The 23,312-nt window shown below is 72.9% G+C and carries 19 protein-coding genes and 1 tRNA gene; 12 read left to right on the plus strand and 8 right to left on the minus strand.

Features of this window, described 5'->3' with window-relative positions; genetic code table 11:
• Positions 1-6: 6 nt before the first annotated feature.
• The 3 genes from ABZ861_RS14485 to ABZ861_RS14495 all read right to left on the minus strand — a co-directional run bounded on the left by ABZ861_RS14485 (position 7) and on the right by ABZ861_RS14495 (position 3,241).
• Positions 7-762 carry a TrmH family RNA methyltransferase gene (locus ABZ861_RS14485; RefSeq protein ID WP_361629121.1) on the minus strand — a complete coding sequence of 252 codons (756 nt, stop codon included), beginning with the start codon at positions 760-762 and terminating at the stop codon, positions 7-9.
• Positions 763-929: 167 nt separating this feature from the next.
• The gene (locus tag ABZ861_RS14490; protein WP_361629124.1) at positions 930-2,201 is read right to left on the minus strand and encodes an HTTM domain-containing protein; all 1,272 of its coding nucleotides are present in this window, start codon (positions 2,199-2,201) and stop codon (positions 930-932) included.
• Positions 2,198-3,241: a DUF5819 family protein gene (locus tag ABZ861_RS14495; protein ID WP_361629127.1), complete on the minus strand. Its 1,044-nt coding sequence runs from the start codon at positions 3,239-3,241 to the stop codon at positions 2,198-2,200. The genes ABZ861_RS14490 and ABZ861_RS14495 overlap by 4 nt, the downstream gene beginning before the upstream one ends.
• Positions 3,242-3,681: 440 nt before the next feature.
• On the opposite strand from ABZ861_RS14495, the gene paaA reads away from it, so the two are divergent.
• The 5 genes from paaA to ABZ861_RS14520 are packed head-to-tail and all read left to right on the plus strand — an operon-like array spanning position 3,682 to position 7,304.
• Positions 3,682-4,692, plus strand: coding sequence for a 1,2-phenylacetyl-CoA epoxidase subunit PaaA (paaA, locus tag ABZ861_RS14500; RefSeq protein WP_361629130.1), 1,011 nt, complete (start codon positions 3,682-3,684; stop codon positions 4,690-4,692).
• A complete protein-coding gene (gene paaB / locus ABZ861_RS14505; RefSeq protein WP_361629133.1) occupies positions 4,689-4,976 on the plus strand; it encodes a 1,2-phenylacetyl-CoA epoxidase subunit PaaB in 288 nt (95 codons plus the stop codon). Before paaA ends, paaB begins: the two co-directional genes overlap by 4 nt.
• A complete protein-coding gene (gene paaC, locus ABZ861_RS14510; protein ID WP_361629136.1) occupies positions 4,973-5,692 on the plus strand; it encodes a 1,2-phenylacetyl-CoA epoxidase subunit PaaC in 720 nt (239 codons plus the stop codon). The genes paaB and paaC overlap by 4 nt, the downstream gene beginning before the upstream one ends.
• Positions 5,686-6,240 carry a 1,2-phenylacetyl-CoA epoxidase subunit PaaD gene (paaD, locus tag ABZ861_RS14515; protein WP_361629139.1) on the plus strand — a complete coding sequence of 185 codons (555 nt, stop codon included), beginning with the start codon at positions 5,686-5,688 and terminating at the stop codon, positions 6,238-6,240. The genes paaC and paaD overlap by 7 nt, the downstream gene beginning before the upstream one ends.
• A complete protein-coding gene (locus ABZ861_RS14520; protein WP_361629142.1) occupies positions 6,240-7,304 on the plus strand; it encodes a 2Fe-2S iron-sulfur cluster-binding protein in 1,065 nt (354 codons plus the stop codon). Before paaD ends, ABZ861_RS14520 begins: the two co-directional genes overlap by 1 nt.
• Positions 7,305-8,111: 807 nt before the next feature.
• Here the strand turns inward: ABZ861_RS14520 and ABZ861_RS14525 are convergent.
• From ABZ861_RS14525 to ABZ861_RS14540, 4 genes are all read right to left on the minus strand, one after another.
• Positions 8,112-8,441, minus strand: a complete 330-nt coding sequence (locus ABZ861_RS14525; RefSeq protein WP_361629354.1) for a rhodanese-like domain-containing protein — start codon at positions 8,439-8,441, stop codon at positions 8,112-8,114.
• A gap of 281 nt (positions 8,442-8,722) precedes the next feature.
• Complete coding sequence (locus ABZ861_RS14530; protein ID WP_361629145.1) at positions 8,723-9,571, minus strand: hypothetical protein; 849 nt, start codon at positions 9,569-9,571, stop codon at positions 8,723-8,725.
• 242 nt (positions 9,572-9,813) lie between these two features.
• Complete coding sequence (locus ABZ861_RS14535; protein ID WP_361629357.1) at positions 9,814-11,277, minus strand: DUF2252 domain-containing protein; 1,464 nt, start codon at positions 11,275-11,277, stop codon at positions 9,814-9,816.
• 902 nt (positions 11,278-12,179) lie between these two features.
• Entirely contained in the window at positions 12,180-12,551 is a 372-nt protein-coding gene (locus tag ABZ861_RS14540) for a helix-turn-helix domain-containing protein (RefSeq protein WP_361629148.1), read from the minus strand.
• Positions 12,552-12,815: 264 nt separating this feature from the next.
• On the opposite strand from ABZ861_RS14540, the gene ABZ861_RS14545 reads away from it, so the two are divergent.
• Positions 12,816-13,469 (plus strand): NAD(P)H-dependent oxidoreductase, encoded by a 654-nt coding sequence (locus ABZ861_RS14545; RefSeq protein ID WP_361629151.1) that lies wholly within the window; start codon positions 12,816-12,818, stop codon positions 13,467-13,469.
• A gap of 386 nt (positions 13,470-13,855) precedes the next feature.
• Here ABZ861_RS14545 and ABZ861_RS14550 read toward each other — a convergent pair.
• Positions 13,856-13,939: transfer RNA gene (locus tag ABZ861_RS14550), tRNA-Leu, on the minus strand.
• A gap of 737 nt (positions 13,940-14,676) precedes the next feature.
• Here ABZ861_RS14550 and ABZ861_RS14555 point away from each other — a divergent pair.
• The 6 genes from ABZ861_RS14555 (at position 14,677) to pknB (ending at position 23,221) form a co-directional block, all read left to right on the plus strand.
• Entirely contained in the window at positions 14,677-15,534 is an 858-nt protein-coding gene (locus ABZ861_RS14555; RefSeq protein ID WP_361629154.1) for a DUF3662 and FHA domain-containing protein, read from the plus strand.
• Between the two features lie 10 nt (positions 15,535-15,544).
• Positions 15,545-16,057, plus strand: coding sequence for an FHA domain-containing protein (locus tag ABZ861_RS14560; protein ID WP_361629157.1), 513 nt, complete (start codon positions 15,545-15,547; stop codon positions 16,055-16,057).
• Between the two features lie 140 nt (positions 16,058-16,197).
• Positions 16,198-17,799 (plus strand): Stp1/IreP family PP2C-type Ser/Thr phosphatase, encoded by a 1,602-nt coding sequence (locus ABZ861_RS14565; protein WP_361629160.1) that lies wholly within the window; start codon positions 16,198-16,200, stop codon positions 17,797-17,799.
• Between the two features lie 27 nt (positions 17,800-17,826).
• Complete coding sequence (locus ABZ861_RS14570; RefSeq protein ID WP_361629163.1) at positions 17,827-19,296, plus strand: FtsW/RodA/SpoVE family cell cycle protein; 1,470 nt, start codon at positions 17,827-17,829, stop codon at positions 19,294-19,296.
• Between the two features lie 259 nt (positions 19,297-19,555).
• Positions 19,556-21,028: a penicillin-binding protein 2 gene (locus tag ABZ861_RS14575; RefSeq protein WP_361629166.1), complete on the plus strand. Its 1,473-nt coding sequence runs from the start codon at positions 19,556-19,558 to the stop codon at positions 21,026-21,028.
• Positions 21,029-21,199: 171 nt separating this feature from the next.
• The gene (pknB, locus tag ABZ861_RS14580) at positions 21,200-23,221 is read left to right on the plus strand and encodes a Stk1 family PASTA domain-containing Ser/Thr kinase (RefSeq protein WP_361629169.1); all 2,022 of its coding nucleotides are present in this window, start codon (positions 21,200-21,202) and stop codon (positions 23,219-23,221) included.
• Positions 23,222-23,312 lie beyond the last annotated feature (91 nt).

Raw genomic sequence — 23,312 nt, forward strand, 5'->3', positions numbered from 1 at the left:
TCGCCGTCAGCGCGCGCCCGGTGCGCTCCCGGCGGCGCTCCAGTGGTACAGCGTCATCGCCACGCTGGTGGCGAGGTTGTAGCTGGAGACCTGGGGGCGCATCGGCAGGGCCGCCAAGTGATCGGCGCGCGAGCGCAGTGCGGTCGACAGCCCGCTGCGCTCGGAGCCGAAGGCGAGGACGGCGTCGTCGGGCAGCTCCAGCCCGCGGAGGTCCTCGCCCTCCGGGTCGAGCGCGAACAGCGGCCCGCGCGGCAGCTCGTCCACGCCCAGCCGCTCCACGACGGTCGCGAAGTGCAGCCCGGCCCCGCCGCGCACCACCGTAGGGTGCCAGGGGTCGAGCGCCCCGGTGGTCACCACCCCGGTCGCCCCGAAACCGGCGGCCAGCCGGATCACCGCGCCCGCGTTGCCCAGATTGCGCGGCTGGTCCAGCACGATCACCGGCGCCTCGCGCGGCGTTCGGGCCAGCGCGCGCAGCCCGGCCTCGCGCGAGGGCCGCACGGCGAGCGCGGCCACTCCGGTGGGGTGCGGCCGTGGCACCAGGGACGCGTAGATGTCCCCGGACACCTCGACGAGCAGCGCCTCCAGGGCGTCCCGGACGTCCGGCGCCAGTTCCTCGGCGAGGGCGAGCGCCGCCGGCCGGTCGGCGGCGACGGCTACCGGCACCTCGGCCCCGAAGCGCAGCGCGTGCTTGAGGGCGTGGAAGCCGTCGAGCAGCACGGTGGCGCCGGCGAGCCGCCGCCAGGCGGATACGGGGTCGGTCATGCCGGGAAGCCTACGCGGGCGGGCTGGCCGTCCCAGGAGGCGTCTCCCCGGCGGGACGTCCCCCTCCGTCCCCCGGGCGGAGCGCGGCTCGCAAGTCCCTAGGCAGGCACGCCCGGCGGGCCGTCGACTGGATGCTGACCGACGGCGGCGGCGCGGCTTGCGATCCCCTAGGCGGAGCGCGGCTCGCGACCGGACCGGCCCCTGTCGCCGCGGCCCCGCGCCGCCTGCGTCGCCCGCGCGCGGGCCTGCCCCGCCAGGCGGCCCAGCCGGCGCAGGAACGGCGTCGGCAGGAACACCGCGTCCGCCGCGATCATCGCCAGCGAGAAGAACGGCAGACCGAGGACGACCGCGATCACGGCGTGCTCGGTCATCATCGCCACCAGCAGGACGTTCTTGACCCGCCGGTTGAACAGCGTGAAAGGGAAGGCGACCTGCACGATGACCGTCCCGTAGGTGATCAGCGTCAGGATCGTGCCGCTGGAGGACATCAGGTCGCCGAGGCCGGGCCAGGGCGAGAAGTAGTCCAGGTGCAGCGGGTAGTACACGGCCGTGCCGTCCTGCCAGCGGGACCCCTGGATCTTGTACCAGCCGGCCGTCGCGTAGATCAGGCACGCCTCCGCCATGATCACGAGCAGGGCGGCGTTGTGCACGATGTTGCCGACCGCGTCGAGCAGGATCCGCGGCTCGGCCGACCGGGCACGCCGCTGGACCGCCCAGTTCAGGGCCTGCGCCGCCCATATGCCCCACAGGATCGCGGGCACCAGCCACTCGCCTTGCGTCCGCCCGGCGGCCGTCACCGCGGCCAGGACCAGACCGAGCACCCCCCACAGCGCGGGACCGGCCCGGTCGGGCGCCCGCTCCCCACGCGCGCGTGCCTCCCGGACGCGCGCCGCCCGGCGGGCGTCCAGCGACCACACCTGTCCGCACCGGGTGAAGACCAGGTACAGCGCCATCACGTGCAGGACGTTGTCGCCGCCGTCGCCCATGAACACGCTGCGGTTCTGCAACGAGAACACCCCGAGCATGAACAGCACGGACATGGTGCGGGTGCGCCAGCCCAGCGACAGCAGCAGGCTCGACAGCACGGCCAGGGCGTAGACGGTCTCGAACCAGAGCTGCCCCCGGAACCACAGCAGCGCGGTGAAGGCGCCGTTGTCGGAGGTCAACTGCCGGGCGAGAGCCCAGTTCCAGGGGCCGTCCGGGCCGTACAGCTCCTGGCGGTGCGCGAACTCGCGCAGCAGGAACAGCAGCCAGGTCGCGGAGAAGCCGACGCGTATCACCGCCGCCTGGAAAGGGCCGAGAGCGGCGTCGGCGACTCTGGCGAGCGACCGGGACGGGGACCAGGCGGCGGGAGGCGGGGGCGAAGCGGTGGGCGCGGTGTGCGGGACGGGAGAGACGGGAGGGAGGGAAGCGGCGGGAGAGGGAGCGGGGCTGTTCATCGCACGCCTCCAGGGGCCTCGGCGGCCGGGACCGTCCACCAGGGCAGCAGGTGGTAGAAGGGCGCGGTGGACGCCCTCTCCCCGCTCCAGACGGGCGGGGAGACGCTGGTGGTGCGGGAGCGGACCTGGACGCGCCCGAGGGCGCCGCCGGGACCGGCGGCGCGGTCGCGGTCCAGACGCATCTCGACGATGCGGCGCAGGTACTGCTCCGCTAGGGCGCCGCGCAGTCCCACCGGCCGGCTCTCCTTGTCGTGCGTGCTCGTGTAGTAGTCGAAGGCGCGACGCAGTTCGTTCTGCTGAGTGTGGCTCGGCAGCGGGTTGCCCAGGATGGCCCGGCCGTCCTCGGCGGACAGGTCGTACCAGTCAGTGGTGCGCGAACCGCCGTCCTCCCCGCGGACCTCCGCCCGCGCCTGGACCGCGATGTTCTGCTGCAACGGGTTCGGCGCGAAAAGCTTCCAGTTCTGCTCGAACTCCGGGTATATCCAGTCGTCCACCGCCTGAGCGTGCTGCTTCGACACCGTGTTGGCGGGGGCGACGTGCAGGAACACCATGCCGAGGTGCGCGCAGACGACCACGGCGACCACCGCGAGCGCCAGCACGGCGCCCGCCCGGTAGCGCGGCGAGAGCGCGGCGACGCCGACGGGCGACTCCGCGAGAACGTCTTCGGCAGGTGCATCGGCGGCGGCAGGGGCAGCGTCCGGGTCGCGGGCAGGGTCACTAGCGAGGGCACGGTCGGGTCCGGGGTCGGGGTTGGATCCGGGGACGGGTCCGGGGTCGGCCACGCCCTGCCGAGCACCACCCTGCCGGGGATCACCCTGCCGTGCACCAACCTGCCATGCACCGCCTTGCCGAGGATCACCCTGCCGGGGACGCGGCACGGCGGCCGCGCCGGTCGCGGGAGAGCCGTCGGCCTCGCGCGAGCCGCTGGCGCCTGCCGCCTCGCTCGCCCCCTCGGCCTCGTCCGCCTCCCGTGACCCAGGCGGCGCACCCGGCCTGTTCGGGGCGTTCGAGGCGTCCACGTCGTCGTCCCGCGCGTTCATGTCCGAATTCCGCCCCGTTCCCCATCCCGCTCTGCCACTGCGGCGCACGGCCACCGTGCCGCCCCGCGTTCCTCCGCGCGCCACCCGCGGGCGCAGCATGGAACGGTACTCAGCCCCGTCCGCCCAGCACAGCCCCGGCCCGCACCCCGCTTAGGCGCTCCCGCCCGAGACGACGCCGGGCCCCACTCCTACGGCCCTCGCCCGAACGGCGCGGAGTGTGCCGGGAGGGGGACCATGGCTGCCGCCGCACCGACCGCACAGGCGGCGGGACACGGCGCCCGAGGGGACGGTCCGCGAGTTGTCCACAGGACGGCCCCACGGTTGTCCACAGCGGTTGACACCCTACGGCGGCGAGCCGCACCATGGAATGCGCCGGACCGAACGATCGGTCGGGTCAGGACGGAGAAGTCCAGTTCAGGTCGAGGTCGAAGGGGGACCGCATGGCGACAGCAGCCGCGCACCGGACGGACGGCGCCCCGGCGAACGAAGCGCCGGAAGGCGCCGGAGGCGCCGACGCCCACCAGCGCGCCTTCGACGCCGCGGTGGCAGCCGAAGAGCGCATCGAGCCGCGGGACTGGATGCCCGACGCCTACCGCGCGACGCTGGTCCGGCAGATCGCCCAGCACGCGCACTCCGAGATCATCGGCATGCAGCCCGAAGCCAACTGGATCACGCGCGCGCCGTCCCTGCGCCGCAAGGCGATCCTGATGGCCAAGGTGCAGGACGAGGTCGGCCACGGCCTGTATCTCTACAGCGCGGCCGAAACCCTCGGCGTCAGCCGCGAGGAACTGCTCGACAAGCTGCACTCCGGCCGCCAGAAGTACTCCTCGATCTTCAACTACCCCACCCTGACCTGGGCGGACGTGGGCGCGATCGGCTGGCTGGTGGACGGCGCCGCGATCACCAACCAGGTCCCGCTGTGCCGCTGCTCCTACGGCCCGTACGCGCGTGCGATGGTCCGCGTGTGCAAGGAGGAGTCCTTCCACCAGCGCCAGGGGTACGAACTGCTGCTGGCCCTGAGCCGAGGCACCGCCGAGCAGCACGCGATGGCGCAGGACGCGGTCGACCGCTGGTGGTGGCCGTCGCTGATGATGTTCGGGCCGCCGGACGACGCCTCGCAGCACTCCGCGCAGTCGATGGCGTGGAAGATCAAGCGGCACTCGAACGACGAGCTGCGTCAGCGCTTCGTCGACATCTGCGTCCCCCAGGCCGAGTCCCTCGGCCTCACCCTGCCCGACCCCGACCTCGTATGGAACGAGGAGCGCGGGCGGCACGACTTCGGCGCGATCGACTGGGCGGAGTTCCAGGCGGTCCTCAAGGGCGACGGCCCGTGCAACGAGCAGCGCCTGGACCAGCGCCGTCGAGCGCACGACAACGGCGCCTGGGTGCGGGACGCGGCCGCCGCCCACGCCGCCAAGCACAGCTCACGGACAGGAGCGGAGCAGGCATGACGAACACCGACTGGCCCCTGTGGGAGGTCTTCGTGCGCTCCCGGCGCGGGCTCTCCCACACCCACGCCGGCAGCCTGCACGCCCCGGACGCGGAGCTGGCCCTGCGCAACGCACGCGACCTGTACACGCGGCGCGGCGAGGGCGTCTCGATCTGGGTGGCGCCCTCCGCGGCGATCACGGCCTCCTCGCCCGACGAGAAGGACCCGTTCTTCGAGCCGGCCGCCGACAAGCCCTACCGGCACCCGACCTTCTACGAGATCCCGGAAGGGGTGAAGCACCTGTGACGGCCACCGTGCCCGCGACCGCCGCCCTCGCCTTGGGCGATGACGCCCTGGTGCTCTCCCACCGGCTGGGGGAGTGGGCGGGTCACGCCCCCGTCCTGGAGGAGGAAGTCGCCCTCGCCAACATCGCCCTCGACCTGCTGGGCCAGGCCAGGATCCTGCTGTCCATGGTGGGCGACGAGGACGACCTGGCGTATCTGCGGGAGGAACGCGCCTTCACCAACCTCCAGTTGGTCGAACAGCCGGGCGGCGACTTCGCGCACACCATCGCCCGCCAGCTCTACTTCTCCACCTACCAGCACCTGCTGTACGCCCATCTGGCAGTGGGGGACGGCGAGTTCGCCCCGCTCGCCGCGAAGGCCGTCAACGAGGTCGCCTACCACCGTGACCACGCCGAGCAGTGGACCCTGCGGCTGGGCGACGGCACGGACGTCAGCCACGAGCGGATGCGGCGGGCCTGCGACGCGCTGTGGCGGTTCACCGGCGAGATGTTCCAGCCGGTGGCGGGCCTCGACGTCGACTGGCCCGCCATGGAGGCCGCCTGGCTGGACTCCGTGGGCGAGGTGCTGCGGCGCGCCACCCTGACCGTGCCCGAGGGCTCGCGGTCGGGCGCGTGGTCGGCGGGCGCGGGCCGCCAGGGCCTGCACACGGAGCCGTTCGGGCGGATGCTCGCCGAGATGCAGCATCTGCACCGCAGCCACCCGGGCGCGTCATGGTGACCGCGCCGACCCCGCTGGAGGCGGACCTGCTGCGCTGGGCGGGCTCGGTGCCCGACCCGGAGCTGCCCGTGCTCACCCTGGCGGAGCTGGGCGTGGTCCGCGCGGCGCACCTGCGCGGCCGGGACGCGGTCGAGGTCGACCTGACGCCGACCTACACCGGCTGCCCGGCGATCGAGGCGATGTCGCTGGACATCGAGCGGGTGCTGCGCGAGCACGGCATGCGGGAGGTCACCGTCCGCACGGTGCTCTCGCCGGCCTGGTCGACCGACGACATCACCCCCGAAGGGCGGCGCAAACTGCGGGAGTTCGGCATCGCCCCGCCGCGCGTGCGGACGGCCGCGGTCTCGGGGCCGATCCCGCTGGCGCTCAGCCCGATGCGCACCCATCCGGTCCCCGCGCCCGGAAACGCGCCGGCCGAGCCCGTCGCCTGCCCGCACTGCGGGTCGCCCGACACCGAGCTGCTCAGCCGGTTCTCCTCGACCGCCTGCAAGGCGCTGCGGCGCTGCCTGGCCTGCCGGGAACCCTTCGACCACTTCAAGGAGGTGTGATGGCCCGCTTCCACCCGCTGCCCGTGGCGGCCGTCGACCGGCTCACCGACGACTCCGTGGCCCTCACCTTCGCGGTCCCGCCCGAACTGCGCGCGCAGTTCCAGCACGAGCCGGGCCAGCACCTCGCCCTGCGGCGGGCGGCCGACGGCGCCGACGTGCGGCGGACGTACTCGATCTGCTCCCCCGCACCGGACCCGGACGGCGAGGGGCCGCGGACGCTGACGGTCGGAGTGCGGCTGGTGGAGGGCGGCGCGTTCTCCCCGTACGCGCTGAAGGAGGTCTGCGTCGGGGACGAGCTGGAGGTGATGACCCCGGCGGGCCGCTTCACCCTCCAGCCCGCGCCCGGCCTCTACGCGGCCGTGGTCGGCGGCAGCGGCATCACACCGGTGCTGTCCATCGCCGCCACCCTGCTGGCCCGCGAACCGTCGGCCCGCTTCTGCCTGATACGCAGCGACCGGACGACCGCCTCGACGATGTTCCTGGAGGAGGTCGCCGACCTGAAGGACCGGTACCCGGAGCGGTTCCAGCTCGTGACGGTGCTCTCGCGGGAGGAGCAGCAGGCGGGGCTGCCGTCCGGACGGCTGGACCGGGAGCGGCTGACCGGACTGCTTCCGGCGTTGCTGCCGGTGGCAGACGTGGCCGGCTGGTTCCTGTGCGGCCCCTACGGGCTGGTCCAGGGGGCGGAGCGCGCCCTGCGCGGGCTGGGGGTGGCTCGGGACTGGATCCACGAGGAGATCTTCCACGTGGACGCCGCCGCGCCGCCCCGCCAGGTCCCCGCGGCGCCCGCGCACAGCACGGTCGCCGTCCGGCTCGACGGCCGCGGCGGCGCCTGGCCGGTCCGCGACGGCGAGTCCCTGCTGGAGACGGTCCTGCGCAACCGGCCCGACGCGCCCTACGCCTGCAAGGGCGGCGTGTGCGGCACGTGCCGGGCCTTCCTGGTCGCGGGCGAGGTCCGCATGGAACGCAACTTCGCCTTGGAGCCGGAGGAGACGGAAGCGGGTTACGTCCTGGCCTGCCAGTCGCACCCGGCGACGGAACGGGTGGAGCTGGACTTCGACCGCTGAGCGACGACCGAACGGACCGGAGGCCGGAACGGACCGGAGGAGCGGCGGGCTGAACGGACCGGAGGGGCAGCGGGCCGGATGGTCCGGGTGAGCCGCGGCCCGGAGCCGCCGGATGAGCGGCTGTCCCGATCCCGTCGGCTGGGTGGTGCCCGGAATGGGACTTCGGCCGCTGAGCGACGGCCGAACGGGCCGGAGGAGCGATGGCCCGAACGGGCCGGGTGAGCCGCGGCCCGGAGCCGCCGGATGAGCGGCCGTGCCTATCCCGTCGGCTGGGCGGCGCCCGGAACTCGTCGGCCTGCGCCCCAGCGGGTCGCTCGCCGTCCGGCTGGGCGGCTTTCGATCCCACCCGCTGAGCGTCGGCCCGGACTCACCGGCTGCGCCCCAGCGGGTCCGCTCGCCGTCCGGCTGAGCGGCTTTCCGATCCCACCCGCCGGGCGTCGGCCCGGACTCACCGGCTGCGGCTCAGCAGGTCCGCTCACCGTCCGGCTGGGTGGGCGGCGAGCGCAGACGGAGCGCCGGGGAGACGGGCGGGACGTTCGGCTGGGCGACGGGCAGCCCACTCGGTCGGTGGCGCGCTCGGACCGTGCTCGGAGCGCGCCCAAGTCGGCCGTCCGCTCGGCCGGTGTGCTCGGCGCGCCCGGTTCAACCATTCGCCCGCCCGGTGCCGCGCTCGGAACATGCTCGGAGTGCGCCCAGGTCGGCCGTCCGCTCGGCGCGCGCCCGATCCAGCCGTACGTCCGGCCCGTGCGTGCGAAGTGCGCCCGGTTCAGCCGTCGGTTTGAGCCGTGCGCGCTCGGCGCGCCTCGTTCAGAGGATGTGGCCGGGCTGGCCCGCGTCGGTCACGACGGGACGGCCCGCGGCGGCCCACACCTGCATGCCGCCGTCGACGTTCACCGCGTCGACCCCCTGCTGGACGAGGTACATCGCGACCTGCGCCGAGCGACCGCCGGAGCGGCAGATCACGTGGACGCGCCCGTCCTGGGGCGCGGCCTCGGTCAGTTCGCCGTAGCGGGCCGTGAACTCGCCGATGGGGATGTGCAGCGCCCCCTGGGCATGGCCCGCCTGCCATTCGTCGTCCTCGCGGACGTCCAGCAGGAAGTCGCCGTCCTTGAGGTCGCTGACCGCGACCGTGGGCACACCAGCTCCGAAATGCATGCTCCGACGCTACCTGAAGCGGGTGCCCGAGCGGCGACCGGTCAGCCCCGTCGTCGGCGGCGTCTGACACCCGAGCCCGACCGTCGCCCTGAACCGCGTCGCCCGACGCCTCCGAGACCGCCGCCCAAGGCCCATGACACCGCCCGTGAGCCCAAGCACCCGCCCGTCGTCCTCGGACGCTCCTGGGACCGCCCCGACCCGCGGCCGGGGCTCCGGTACAGGGCCACAGGGCCGCGAGGTCGCGCCCGGTGCTCTCCATCGGGTCATCCCTCGGCGCGCAGAGCCGCCAGTTCGGACTCGCGGTGCGCCACGTCGGCGTGGAGCTGTGCGGCGATCTCGTCGAGGAGGCGGTCGGGGTCGTCGGGGGCGAGGCGCAGCATGCCGGCGATCGCGCTGTCCTCCAGTTCCTTGGCGACGAGGGTGAGCATCTCCTTGCGCGCGGAGAGCCACTCCAGGCGGGCGTACAGCTCCTCGGCGGGGCTGGGCTCCGGCGCCGGCGGACGGGGTCCCGCGGCCCACTCCTCGGCCAGGCGGCGCAGTTCGTCCGCGTCGCCCCGGGCGTAGGCGGCGTTGACGCGAGTGATGAACTCCTCGCGCCGCTGGCGCTCGTCCTCCTCTTGCGCCAGGTCGGGGTGGGCCTTGCGGGCCAGCTCGCGGTAGAGGCCGCGGGCCTCCTCGCTCGGCCGGACCCGCTGCGGGGGCCGCACCGGCTGGTCGGTGAGCATGGCCGCGGCCTCCGGGAACAGGCCGTCCCCGTCCATCCAGCCGTGCAGCAGCTCCTCGACGCCCGGGATCGGCTGGAGCCGGGCGCGTGCCTCCTGGGCCCGGCGCAGGTCCTCCGGGTCTCCGGTGCGCGCGGCCCGGACCTCGGCGATCTGCGCTTCCAGTTCGTCGAGGTGGGCGTAGAGCGGGCCGAGTCTCTGGTGGTGCAGGCGGGAGAAGTTCTCGACCTCCACCCGGAAGGTCTCCACCGCGATCTCGTACTCGATCAGCGCCTGCTCGGCGGCCCGCACGGCCCGTTCCAAGCGCGCCTCGGGTCGCGCCGCAGCGCTCTCGGACGTCGCCCGGTCCGCTCCGGCGACGCCACCCTGCTCAGCTTCCGGAGTCGTCACCCGCACAGCGTAGCGTCGCGCCGGGGGCGACCGACCCCGCGGACGGCCATCGCGCCCGCACGACCACGCGGTTACGCCGACCTCCACACCCCCTGGGGCGTGTTTCGAGAGTCCCTCTGCCCGGCGGGCGGACGACGCTGCTTTCGAAACAAGCCCTAGACGCCACGCCGCCAGGGCTCCGGACTCCCGCGCTCCCCGCGCGCAGGGCAACCAGGCGCCCGCGCTTCCGGCGCCCTGAGCGCCTACACCCCCGTCTCCGCCGCGATCTTCCCGGTCCTCACCGCCGTCACGAGATCGGCGTGGTCCGCCTCGGTGCGGTCGGCGTAGGCGACGGCGAAGGCGGCCACCGCCTCGTCCAGCCGCTCGTTCTTGCCGCAGTAACCGGCGATCAGACGCGGGTCGGCGCTGTGGGCGTGGGCGCGGGCCAGCAGCGCGCCGGTCATCCGGCCGTAGGCGTCGAGCTGGTCGGCGGGCAGGGCGGCCGGGTCGACGCTGCCCTTGCGGTTGCGGAACTGCCGTACCTGGAAGGGCCGTCCGTCGACCGTCGTCCAGCCCAGCAGGATGTCGCTGACCACCTGCATGCTCTTCTGGCCGAGCACCACCCGCCGTCCCTCATGGGCTGTCCGGGGCGCGTCGAGGCCGGCGGTCGCCAGGTGGGGCGCCAGGGCCGGGGGCCGGGCCTCCTTCACCTGGAGGACCAGCGGCTCGCCGCGGTGGTCCAGCAGCAGCACGACGTAGGAGCGAGTGCCCACGCTGCCGGTGCCGACCACGCGGAAGGCGACGTCGTGCACCGCGTACCGGGCGAGCAGCGGCAGCCGGTCGTGGGGCAGCGTGGTCAGGTACTGCTCCAGCGACGCGGCGACCGCGGCCGCCTCCGCGTCGGGCACCCGGCGCAGCACCGGCGGTGCGTCCACGAAGCGGAGGGCGCCGTCCTCGCCCGACTCCGTCGACTTGGCCGCGAACCGCCCGCTGGTGTTGGCCCGCGCCTTGTGCGAGACCCGCTCCAGCGTGCCGAGCAGGTCGTGGGCGTCGGCGTGGGAGACGAGTTCCTCGTCGGCGACGGCGTTCCAGGCGTCCAGGGCCGGGAGCCGGGCCAGCAGCCGCATGGTGCGCCGGTAGGCGCCCGCCGCGTGCCAGGCGGCCTCGCGGCAGCGATCCTCGCCGCAGCCCGCCTCGCGGCCCGCGAGCACCAGGGAGGCGGCGAGCCGCTTGAGGTCCCACTCCCAGGGGCCGAGCACCGTCTCGTCGAAGTCGTTGAGGTCGATCACCAGACGGCCGCGGGCGTCGCCGTACAGGCCGAAGTTGCCCGCGTGCGCGTCGCCGCAGATACGGGCGACGACGCCGGTGATCGGAGTCCGCGCGAGGTCGTAGGCCATCAGGCCCGCCGATCCGCGCAGGAACGCGAACGGGGTCGCCGCCATCCGGCCGACCCGGATCGGCGTGAGTCCGGGGATGCGGCCGCGGTTGGACTCCGCCACGGCCGTCGGGGCGTCGGGCCGCCCCGGGTCCGGGGTGAACGCGGCGTGCGCGGAGCGGGGGACGCGCGTGCGCAGCGCCTTGCCTCGCGCCTTCTCTCCCGCCGCGCCCTCTGCCCGGGGCGAGCCGTCGGCGGGCCGTCGCGCGAACCCGGGCACCACCGGCACACGCCCACGGTGCCCAGCCCCCGCCCCGGCGCCGCCCCCTTCGACAGCGGCCCGCGCATTCACCGCAGCCCGCGCCCCCGTCGCAGCCCGCACACCCACCGCACCTCGGGCATCCGCCGCACCCGCCGCACCTCGGGCACCCGCCGCACCCGCCGGGGCCACTCCCGTACCGGCCCCCCGCTCCACCGTCACCTCGGTCACCGCGACCGCCCTCCCCGTCACGTACACGTCATGTCAGCAACGCGCCCCGACCGTACAGCGGACCGCGCGGGACCAGCACCGGCCCCTGGCCCCCTCGGGCCGACACGGAACAGGTCGCCGTGGGGCAGCCGCATCCGAAGCCGTAGACACGCTGGCGGCGGCCGCCAGCCCCCTTCTCACGAGCCCCGAACCTGCACCGCGTCCACGCGCCCCGACCTGGTCACCGGGCAGCCCGCCGCCTGCTCAGGCTCGGAGTCCTCCCGCCCCCACGCACACTCCGCACAGGCCAGATGTGTGCCAACGCCCGCGCCCAGCCCACCGACGAGCTGCGCTCCGGCCTGCCCACCCCGCCGGCCCTCGGCTTCGGCTGACGCCTGGACTCACCCCGCGGCCGTCACGACCGCCTCCCCCGCGCACGAACCACGACCGCCTCCCCCCGCGCACGAACACCGACTCGTGCCGACCGTACAGCCGGTCGCGAAAACGCGTCGGACCCTGTGGATAACTCCGCCGCCACCGGCCATAGGCCGTCCTGGCCCGCCTTCCACGCGCCTCGACGCACCCTCCCGCCGAAGCCCGGACCCTGGCCCGTGACGTCTCCCGCAGCGCCCCCGGGAGGCATCGCGCACACCGTCGCGGCTACACCCGCAGCGCCCCCGGAAGGCACCGCACACGCCGTCGCGGCTACACCCGCAGCGGCCCCAGGAGGCATCGCGCACGCCGTCGCGGCTTACAACCCGCAGCGGCCCCGGAAAGCATCGCGGCTACTTCCGCAGCGCCCCCGGACACGATCCGCTCTCCGGCAGGTAGGTCTCCGCCCAAGAGCTCAGCTCCTTGAGCGCGGGCTCCAGTGCCGCTCCCGCCTCCGTCAGGCGGTACGCGACCCGCAACGGAGGTCCCTCGACGACCTCGCGCACGACCAGGCCGGTCGCGGCGAGTTCGGTGAGCCGGTCGGAGAGCATCCGCTCACTGATTCCGGGGATCGCTCGGCGCAGCTCGGCGAAGTGGACGGGGTGCCGCATGAGGGCCGCCACGACCAGACCCGTCCAGCGCTTTCCGAGCAGCATGAAGACACGGGTCATGCCGTCGTCGACCTTCTGGCACGGCCCCGCGTCCTGGCTTCCCGGTTCTGGCATGCCTCCAGAGTACTGCGTCCGCGGAAGGGGATTAAAAAAAGTAAGTAGCTGTGTTATCTCTAGTTGAGTACGAATGAGAAGCCTTCCAGGGCGTCGCGTCGTCCTCCATGCGCCGCCCCGCCCTGGACCCGTTTCCGAAGCCCTGCCCGGCCCCGGCCCCACCTGGCCGACCGGGCTCGACACCCGGAGCCCGCCTGGGCTCCGCCCTACGGCCCCTTCGGGCCGCCGGGCACCGGTTCACCCCCGCTTATCCAGGAGATTCCCATGGCCACTCTTCTCCACATCGACTCGTCCGTCTTCCCGGACGGCGCCTCCGCCTCGCGTGCCGTGACGGACGCGTTCCGCACGGCCTGGCTGGAGCAGCATCCCGATGGCACGGTCGTCTACCACGACCTCGCCGCCGACCCCGTGCCGCACATCACCGCCGAGGCCCACACCGCCGGGTTCGTCGCCCCGGGGGACCACAGCCCCGAGCAGGCCGAGGCCTTCGCCGCGCGCGTGCAGCTCATCGAGGAGGTGGAGAACGCGGACGCGATCCTCATCGGCGCCCCGATGTACAACTTCTCCATCCCCTCGACCCTCAAGGCGTGGCTGGACAACGTGGTGCTGGTAGGCCGCACGACCATGGCCGAGAACTCGAAGATCAAGGGCATCCCCGTGACCGTCGTGGCGAGCCGCGGCGGCTCTTACGGGCCGGGAACCCCGCGCGAGGGCTTCGAGTACGTGCAGAACTACCTGCGGTCCCTCCTGGGCGACATGCTCGGACTGGACCTCGACTTCATCGTCCCGGAGCTCACCATGGCCCCGAACAACCCGGCGATGACCGAGCTGATCCCGCTCTTCGAGGCCTCGCGGGACAAGGCCCTGGAGGACGCGGCCACCAGGGCGAGGAACGTGGCGCAGCGCGTCGCCGCGTAACCCGGCGTCCCGGGCGGAAGGCCGCCGTGACTTTCCGCCCGTCCACCGGCGACAGCGCGTCACAGAACCCCGCAGAGCCACGTTCCACCGCCCTGCGGGGCTCGCCGCGCGAAGCGAGCCCACCGGAGTCTGAGAGCAGCGAGCCCACCGAACGTCTGAGAGCATCGTCACACCCGGCCGCGCCGACACCGGCCGCCCGGCGGGACGACGAGCCGCACCGGTCGTGACGGCCCATCACGCGGCGCCCCGGCCATCACGCGGCGCCCGGGGCCGCCGGCCCGATCCGCACCCAGCACCCGGAATCCCCCTGGGCGCCGCCACGAGCGCTTCCCCGGGCAACGCGAAAGCCCCGCAGATCCGAAGATCTGCGGGGCTTTCAACTGGTGTGCGCGAGGGGGGAGTTGAACCCCCACGCCCTTTCGGGCACTGGAACCTGAATCCAGCGCGTCTGCCTATTCCGCCACCCGCGCATTGGGTGCGTCCTCCGGTCTCGGCCCCCGTTTTCTCGGGCCCGTCGCCTTCCGACACGCAGAACATTAGCACGTCGCAGGGGGCGGATTCACATCTCTTCCCCCAGGGCCCGCGACGCCTCTGATCCCCCGGATGCCGCAGGCCGGCGCGCGTCCCGGCGTGCCGGGACCCCGCCCGGACGCAGCCCCCCGGCACGCCCGCACACGTCTCCCGTCACGCCCGCACACGGCCCCGGCGCGCCCGGCCACGGCCCGCCGTCACACCCCGCCCCGCCCCCGGCCTCCGCCCACACGGCCCCCGTACGGCCCCATACGCCCCCCGTACGCCCCTCGCCCCGCCCGCGCCCCCGCGCCCCGCCCCGCCGGTTCTCCGCCGTCCCACGGCCCCCACGGCCGTTCCCGCCCCCGCCAGTTCACGTCTCAACCTCGTACCGGTCCCGGCCGTCTGCCTGAGAGCAGGCCCGGGACCGGCGCCGGGTGCGGGACACTGGTCTGCGGCCCCCTCTACGATCCTGGGCAGAAGAAGTCACGAGAACGACCGAAGCCGCTCGGACGGGAGCGCCGGGACGCAGCGCGCCGACACCCGTCGGCGGAGCCGACGGGGGGAACCAGCCGATTCACCGGCGCGTGGATACGATCAGTAAGCAGTACCAGGTAAGCAGTACGCAGCAGCACGACCGCGAGACTCACGACGCCCGCGAGTCCCGCAGTGACGGCCACCACGGAGGAGGTGCCCCATGGGAGTCCTGAAGAAGTTCGAGCAGCGTCTCGAAGGTCTGGTCAACGGCACCTTCGCCAAGGTCTTCAAGTCCGAGGTCCAGCCCGTGGAGATCGCGGGCGCTCTGCAACGCGAGTGCGACAACAACGCCACCATCTGGAACCGCGACCGCACGGTCGTGCCCAACGACTTCATCGTGGAGCTGAGCGCGCCCGACTACGAGCGCCTGAGCCCCTACTCCGGACAGCTCGGCGACGAGCTGGCGGGCATGGTGCGCGACTACGCCAAGCAGCAGCGCTACACCTTCATGGGACCGATCAAGGTCCACCTGGAGAAGGCGGACGACCTGGACACCGGCCTGTACCGGGTGCGCAGCCGCACGCTCGCCTCCTCCAGCAGCCAGGAGGCCGCCCAGGGCCCCGCGCCGGCCCCGCAGGCCGGGCCCGGCCGCCCCGCCGCCCAGGGCGGGTACGGCTACCCGCCCGCGGCGGCGCCCCCCATGCCCTCCGCGCCGCCGCCCGGCGGCGCCCCCGGCGGGTACGGCTACCCGCAGCCCGCCTCCCAGCGGCCGCAGCAGTCCGCGCAGACCGGCGGACGCACCCGCCACTGGATCGAGATCAACGGCACCCGCCACCAGATCTCCCGCGCGACGCTGGTCATGGGCCGCAGCACCGAGGCCGACGTGCGGATCGACGACCCCGGCGTCTCCCGCCGGCACTGCGAGATCCGGACCGGAACGCCCTCGACGATCCAGGATCTCGGCTCCACCAACGGCATCGTGGTGGACGGGCAGCACACCACCCGCGCTACGCTCCGCGACGGCTCGCGGATCGTCGTGGGCAGCACCACCGTTATCTATAGGCAAGCCGAAGGGTGAACCGGGGGCAATGTCAGAGCTGACCCTCACGGTCATGCGGTTGGGATTCCTGGCCGTACTGTGGCTGTTCGTGATCGTGGCCGTGCAGGTCATCCGCAGCGACCTGTTCGGTACGCGCGTCACCCAGCGGGGGGCCCGCCGGGAGGCGGCCCGTCCGCAACAGGCCGCGCGCCAGACCGCGCCGCCGCAGCAGCGCGGCCAGCAGGGCGGCGGCCGCCAGCGCCGCAACGCGCCGACCAAGCTCGTCGTGACCGAGGGCACCCTCACCGGCACGACCGTCGCGCTCCAGGGCCAGACGATCACCCTGGGCCGGGCGCACGACTCCACGATCGTGCTGGACGACGACTACGCCTCCAGCCGCCATGCCAGGATCTACCCGGACCGCGACGGCCAGTGGATCGTCGAGGACCTCGGATCCACCAACGGCACGTACCTGGACCGGGCCCGGCTGAACACTCCCACACCGATCCCGCTGGGCGCGCCGATCCGCATCGGCAAGACTGTCATCGAGCTGCGGAAGTAGTGCCACGTCATGAATGAGCGCGAGCGGAGCGAGCACGCAGCGGCGGCCGGCACCCGGGGCCCCGGCGCGCTCCCGACCGGAGGGTGGGCAGTGTGGCTCGACACGATCGGCTGTATCCCGAGCCGACGGGCGAGGTGCGCATGAGTCTGTCACTGCGCTTCGCCGCCGGATCGCACAAAGGCATGATCCGCGAGGGCAACGAGGACTCCGGCTACGCCGGGCCGCGCCTGCTCGCGATCGCCGACGGCATGGGCGGCCAGGCCGCCGGCGAGGTCGCCTCCTCCGAGGTGATCTCCACCATCGTCGCCCTCGACGACGACGTGCCGGGCTCCGACCTGCTCACCTCGCTCGGCGCGGCCGTGCAGCGCGCCAACGACCAGTTGCGCGCCATGGTCGAGGAGGACCCGCAGCTCGAAGGCATGGGGACCACCCTCACCGCCCTGCTGTGGACCGGCCAGCGGCTCGGCCTGGTGCACGTCGGCGACTCGCGCGCCTACCTGCTGCGCGACGGCGTGCTGACCCAGATCACCCAGGACCACACCTGGGTGCAGCGCCTGGTCGACGAGGGCCGCATCACCGAGGAGGAGGCGACCACCCACCCGCAGCGCGCCCTGCTCATGCGGGCCCTCGGCAGCAGCGAGCACGTCGAACCCGATCTGTCCGTCCGCGAGGTCCGCGCCGGCGACCGCTACCTGATCTGCTCCGACGGCCTGTCGGGCGTCGTCTCCCACCAGACCATGGAGGAGACCCTCGCCAGCTACCAGGGCCCCCAGGAGACCGTGCAGGAGCTGATCCAGCTCGCGCTGCGCGGCGGCGGCCCGGACAACATCACCCTGATCGTCGCCGACGTCCTCGACCTGGACGCGGGCGACACGCTCTCCGCCCAGCTCTCCGACACCCCCGTGGTGGTCGGCGCGGTCGCCGAGAACCAGCTCCACCCGCACGACAACGGCATCATGCAGACCCCCGCCGGACGCGCCTCCGGCCTGGGCCGCCAGGTGCCCGGCCAGGGCGGCGGAGGCGGCGAGTTCGGGCCGCCCGGCTCCGGCGACACCACCGGCTTCGTCCCGACGGCCGGCCTGTCCGCCTACGGCGACGAGGACTTCGTCAAGCACCGCAAAGGCCGCAGGTGGTTCAAGGGGACCCTGTACACCGTGCTGGCGCTCGCCGTGATCGCCGGCGGCCTGTACGGCGGCTACCGCTGGACCCAGACGCAGTACTTCGTCGGCGCCAACGAGGAGCACGTCGCGCTCTACCGCGGCATCAGCCAGAACCTCGCCTGGGTGAAGCTGTCCGAGGTGCAGACCGACCACCCCGAGATCGAACTCAAGTACCTGCCGCCCTACCAGCAGAAGCAGGTCAAGGCCACGATCGCCGAGGGCGGCCTGCCCGCAGCGCGCCAGAAGATCGGCGACCTGTCGGTGCAGGCGTCCGCGTGCCGCAAGGAGGCCGAGCGCCGCACCGTCCGGTCGCAGAACGACGCCAAGCCCGGCGGCGCCAAGCCCGGCGGCGCCAAGACTGGAGCGTCCACCGCCGCCGGCGGCGCCACGACCGCCACCCGCACCGCGTTCATCACGGCGGCGGCACCGCACCCCTCGGGCGCGAAGACCCCGTCGGCCCGCGCGGCCGGGTCGTCTCCGTCACCGTCCCCCTCGAAGTCCGCGACCGCGCCCACGCCCAGCGCCGGCCCCACTCTCTCGGAGGAAGAGCAGAAGGTCGTCTCGCAGTGCGGTAAGCAGTAGGCAAGCCGTGAGAGGCCCCGACACACGATGAGCAGTACTACCAACACGTCGACGCACCACACGTCCACGATCGGCGCCATCGGCGCGCCGAGCCGGCGCAACACCGAGCTGGCCCTCCTGGTCTTCGCCGTCGCCATCCCGGTGTTCGCCTACGCCAACGTGGGCCTGGCCATCAACGACCAGGTCCCCACCGGCCTGCTGGGCTACGGCCTGGGACTCGGCCTGCTGGCCGGCGTCGCCCACCTGGCCGTGCGCAAGTTCGCCCCGTACGCGGACCCGCTGCTGCTGCCGCTGGCCACGCTGCTCAACGGGCTCGGCCTGGTCGTGATCTGGCGGCTGGACCAGTCCAAGCTGCTCCAGTCCATTCACGTGGCCGGCGGCAAGGCGGCCAACCAACTGATCTACACGGCGATGGGCATCGCCCTCTTCGTCGTCGTGCTGATCTTCCTCAAGGACCACCGCACGTTGCAGCGCTACACCTACATCTCCATGGTGGCCGCGCTGTTCCTGCTGCTGCTCCCGCTGGTGCCGGGCCTGGGCGCCGACGTGTACGGCGCGAAGATCTGGATCCAGGTCGGCAGCTTCACCATCCAGCCCGGTGAGTTCGCCAAGATCGTGCTGGCGGTGTTCTTCGCCGGCTACCTGATGGTCAAGCGCGACGCCCTGGCCCTGGCCAGCCGCCGCTTCATGGGCCTCTACCTGCCCCGCGGCCGCGACCTCGGCCCGATCCTGGTCGTCTGGTCCATCTCGATCCTGACCCTGGTCTTCGAGACCGACCTCGGCACCTCGCTGCTCTTCTTCGGCATGTTCGTGATCATGCTGTACGTGGCCACCGAGCGGACGAGCTGGATCGTCTTCGGCCTGCTGATGTCCGCGGTCGGCGCCGTCGGCGTGGCCAGCTTCGAGCCGCACATCCAGACCCGCGTGCAGGCGTGGCTGAACCCGATGCACGAGTACCTGCTCAGCCGCGCCGGCACCCACGACGGCGTCATTCACTCCGAGCAGGCGATGCAGGCGCTGTGGGCGTTCGGATCGGGCGGCACCCTCGGCACCGGCCTCGGCCAGGGCCACTCCGAGCTGATCCGGTTCGCCGCCAACTCCGACTTCATCCTCGCCACCTTCGGCGAGGAGCTGGGCCTGGCCGGGATCATGGCGATCCTGCTGATCTACGGCCTGATCGTGGAACGCGGCGTGCGCACCGCGCTGGCCGCCCGCGACCCGTTCGGCAAGCTGCTCGCCGTCGGCCTGTCCGGCGCCTTCGCCCTCCAGGTGTTCGTCGTCGCCGGCGGTGTGATGGGTCTCATCCCGCTCACCGGCATGACCATGCCGTTCCTGGCCTACGGCGGTTCCTCCGTCATCGCCAACTGGGCGCTGATCGGCATCCTGATCCGGATCAGCGACACCGCGCGCCGCCCGGCGCCCGCCCCGGCCGGCAACCCGGACGCGGAGATGACCCAGGTGGTGCGTCCCGGCGGCGCCGGCGCCCCCGAGGCGTGATACCTCGCACACCCCCGGCTTCCGGCCCCCGGCGCACACCGGGGCCGGGAGCCGTCCGCGTCCGGCGCACCGCCCGGGAGACCGCCCCGGGAACCCGCCGCGCGCGCCCCGCGTCTACCGAAGAGCCGCCCCGGCCGTCCCCGCCGGGCGCACAGCCCCACCCCCTAGACTGTGGGCGGCCGAGGACGAGCGCCCCAGACCAGCGACACCGACAGACTGAAGCAACAGGCGCACCTGTTCGCTTGTGGAAAGGCCGGACGTGAACAAGCCCCTGCGCCGCATCGCGATCTTCTGCGGACTCCTCGTCCTCACCCTGCTGATCCGCGACAACTGGCTTCAGTACGCCCAGGCCGACAAGCTGCGCTCCGACACGGACAACCGCCGTGTGGCCATCGAGCGCTACGCCGCCCCGCGCGGCGACATCATCGTCGACGGCTCCCCCATCACCGGCTCCGTCGAGGCCAAGAACGGCGACTTCCTCTACAAGCGCACCTACCAGAACGGCCCCATGTGGGCGCCCGTCACCGGCTACTCCTCCCAGGCGTTCGACAGCAACTTCCTGGAGAAGATCGAGGACGGCATCCTCACCGGCAACGACGACCGGCTGTTCTTCCGCAACACCCTGGACATGGTCACCGGCAAGCCCAAGCAGGGCGGCAACGTGGTGACCACGCTCAACGCGGCCGCGCAGAAGGCGGCGTACGACGGCCTCCAGGGGCACGGCAAGGGCGCCGTCGTCGCCCTGGAGCCGTCCACCGGCAAGATCCTGGCCCTCGCCTCCTACCCGTCCTACGACCCGTCGTCGTTCGCCGGGACCAGCGACGCCGACGCCGGCGCGTGGAACAAGCTCCAGAAGAAGAGCGACTCCAGCGACCCGATGCTGAACCGGGCGCTGCGCGAGACCTACCCGCCCGGCTCCACCTTCAAGGTGGTCACCGCCGCGGCCGCGCTGCAGAACGGGCTGTACACCTCGGCCGACGACCCCACCAAGTCGCCGCTGCCGTGGATCATGCCGGGCACGACGACCCCGTTGAAGAACGAGGGCGACCTGCCCTGTGAGAACGCCACGATGCGGGAGGCGCTGCGCGTCTCGTGCAACTCGGTCTTCGGCAAGATCGGCGCGGACCTCGGCAACGACAAGATGCTCGCCGAGGCCAAGCAGTTCGGCTTCACCCAGGAGCAGTTCACCCCGGTCCGCTCGAACGCCTCGGTCTTCTCCGACCACATGAACCCGTCGGAGACCGCCCAGTCCTCGATCGGCCAGTACAACACCGCCGCGACCCCGCTCCAGATGGCCATGATCGCCTCCGCGGTCGCCAACGACGGCAAGCTGATGAAGCCCTACATGGTCGACAAGCTCCAGTCGCCGAACCTGGACACCCTGGAGCAGACCCAGCCCGAGGAGCTGAGCCAGCCGCTGTCCTCGAAGAACGCCCAGATCCTTCAGTCGATGATGGAGACGGTCGTCAAGGACGGCACCGGCAAGAACGCGCAGATCGACGGCGTCACCGTGGGCGGCAAGACCGGCACCGCCCAGCACGGCGTGGCCAACAGCGGCAAGCCGTACGCCTGGTTCATCTGCTACGCCAAGACCAGCGACGGCAGCTCGCCGGTCGCCGTCGCCACGGTGGTCGAGGACGACAGCGCCAACCGCGACGACATCTCCGGCGGCGGCCTCGCCGCTCCGATCGCGAAGAGCGTGATGGAGGCGGTCATCAACTCCAAGAAGTGACCCCTGTCACGTCCCCTTCACATCGGTGCACGTTGCGCTACCGGTCCTGCATCGGGTGACGGGCTTGGCCAGGTCGCACAGAACGAGCCGGGTACGGTAGGCCCGGACGGCAGCCTCCGGCCGCACGCACCCGTGCGGGCCGGGACCGACGGAGAGGGCTGGTAGGGAACTATGGATGAGCCGCGTCGCCTCGGCGGCCGGTACGAGCTGGGTCATGTGCTCGGCCGTGGTGGCATGGCAGAGGTGTACCTCGCGCATGACACCCGCCTGGGCCGCACCGTGGCGGTGAAGACGCTCCGCGCCGACCTGGCGCGGGACCCTTCCTTCCAGGCCCGGTTCCGCCGGGAGGCCCAGTCGGCCGCCTCGCTCAACCATCCCGCGATCGTCGCGGTCTACGACACGGGCGAGGACTACATCGACGGGGTCTCGATCCCGTACATCGTCATGGAGTACGTCGACGGGTCCACGCTGCGCGAGCTGCTGCACAGCGGGCGCAAGCTGCTGCCCGAGCGGGCGATGGAGATGACCATCGGCATCCTCCAGGGCCTGGAGTACGCCCACCGCAACGGCATCGTGCACCGCGACATCAAGCCGGCCAACGTCATGCTGACGCGCAACGGCCAGGTCAAGGTGATGGACTTCGGCATCGCCCGCGCCATGGGCGACTCCGGCATGACCATGACCCAGACGGCCGCCGTCATCGGCACCGCCCAGTACCTCTCCCCGGAGCAGGCCAAGGGCGAGCAGGTGGACGCCCGCTCCGACCTCTACTCCGCCGGCTGCCTGCTGTACGAGCTGCTGACCGTCCGGCCGCCGTTCGTCGGCGACTCCCCGGTGGCGGTCGCCTACCAGCACGTGCGCGAGGAGCCGCAGTCGCCGAGCGTCTTCGACCCCGAGATCACGCCCGAGATGGACGCGATCGTGCTGCGCGCGCTGGTCAAGGACCCCGACTACCGCTACCAGTCCGCCGACGAGATGCGCGCCGACATCGAGGCCTGCCTCGACGGCCAGCCGGTGGCGGCCACCGCCGCCCTGGGCGCGGCCAGCTACGGCGCGTACGGCGACGACCACGCGACCACGGCGCTGCGCTCCGACTCCGGAGCAGGCGGCGCCACCACCATGCTGCCGCCCATGAACCCGGACGACGGCGGCTACGGCTACGACGACCGCCCGGACCGGCGCCGCCCGCAGAAGAAGTCCCACGCCTCGACGATCCTCCTGGTCGTCGCCGGCGTCCTGGTCCTGATCGGCGCCATCCTGATCGGCAGGTACGTCGTCGCGGGCGGCGGCGGGCCGGGCGACAGCGCGGTGAGCGTGCCCGACTTCGTCGACCAGACCCGGGTGGACGCGCGGTCCCAGGCGGACAACGTCGGCCTGAAGCTGACCTTCACCGAGAAGACCTGCGAGAACGAGCCCAAGGGCAAGGTCTGCTCCCAGGACCCCGCCAAGGGCGGCAGCGTCAAGAAGGGGACCGTCGTCAACCTGGTGCTCTCCACCGGGGCGCCGAAGGTGGCCGTGCCCAGCGTGCTCGGGCTCAGCCTGGACGACGCCAAGGCCAAGCTCCAGGGCGACGACTACCAGTTCAAGGTCGAGCCGCGGTACCGGGAGTCGACCGAGGACCCGAACACGGTCCTGGAGCAGAGCCCGGTGAACGGCAAGGAGGTCCAGAAGGGCTCCACGATCACCCTCGTCGTCGCCAAGGCGGCCGAGAAGGCCACCGTGCCCCAGGTCACCGGCGCGGACTGCAACAGCGCCAAGCAGCAGATGCAGGCCAACAACCTGGTCGGCGAGTGCACCGACGTCGACAACAGCGACCCGAACCAGGCGGGCAAGGTGCTCCAGACCGTCCCCGGCCCCGGTCAGCAGGTCGACAAGGGCTCCAAGGTGACGATCCAGGTCGGCAAGCAGGTGCAGCCGCCGACGCCGCAGAAGACGCCGGTGCCCGGCGTGCGCGGCAAGCGGCTGGCGGAGGCCAAGCAGATCCTCGCGCAGGCCGGCTTCACCCAGATCGCGATCAACGGCAGCCAGGACGACAACGCGATCGTCGTCAACCAGGACCCGCAGCCCAACCAGCCGGTCGACAACCCGGGCGGCACGGCGATCACGCTGACCACCTTCGGCGGCAACCCGGGCGGCAACGGAGGCAATGGCAACGGGGGCGGCGGCAACGGCGGCGGAGGCATCTTCGGCTAACCGGCCGCTCCTCGCGGCGAATCGCCCCGCGGCCCCGGCGCCCTCCTCGCGAGGGCGGCCGGGGCCGCGGCGCGTCACCGGCCCGGACGGC

The sequence above is a fragment of the Streptomyces sp. NPDC046985 genome (genome assembly GCF_040644415.1).
Classification (GTDB): Bacteria; Actinomycetota; Actinomycetes; order Streptomycetales; family Streptomycetaceae; genus Streptomyces.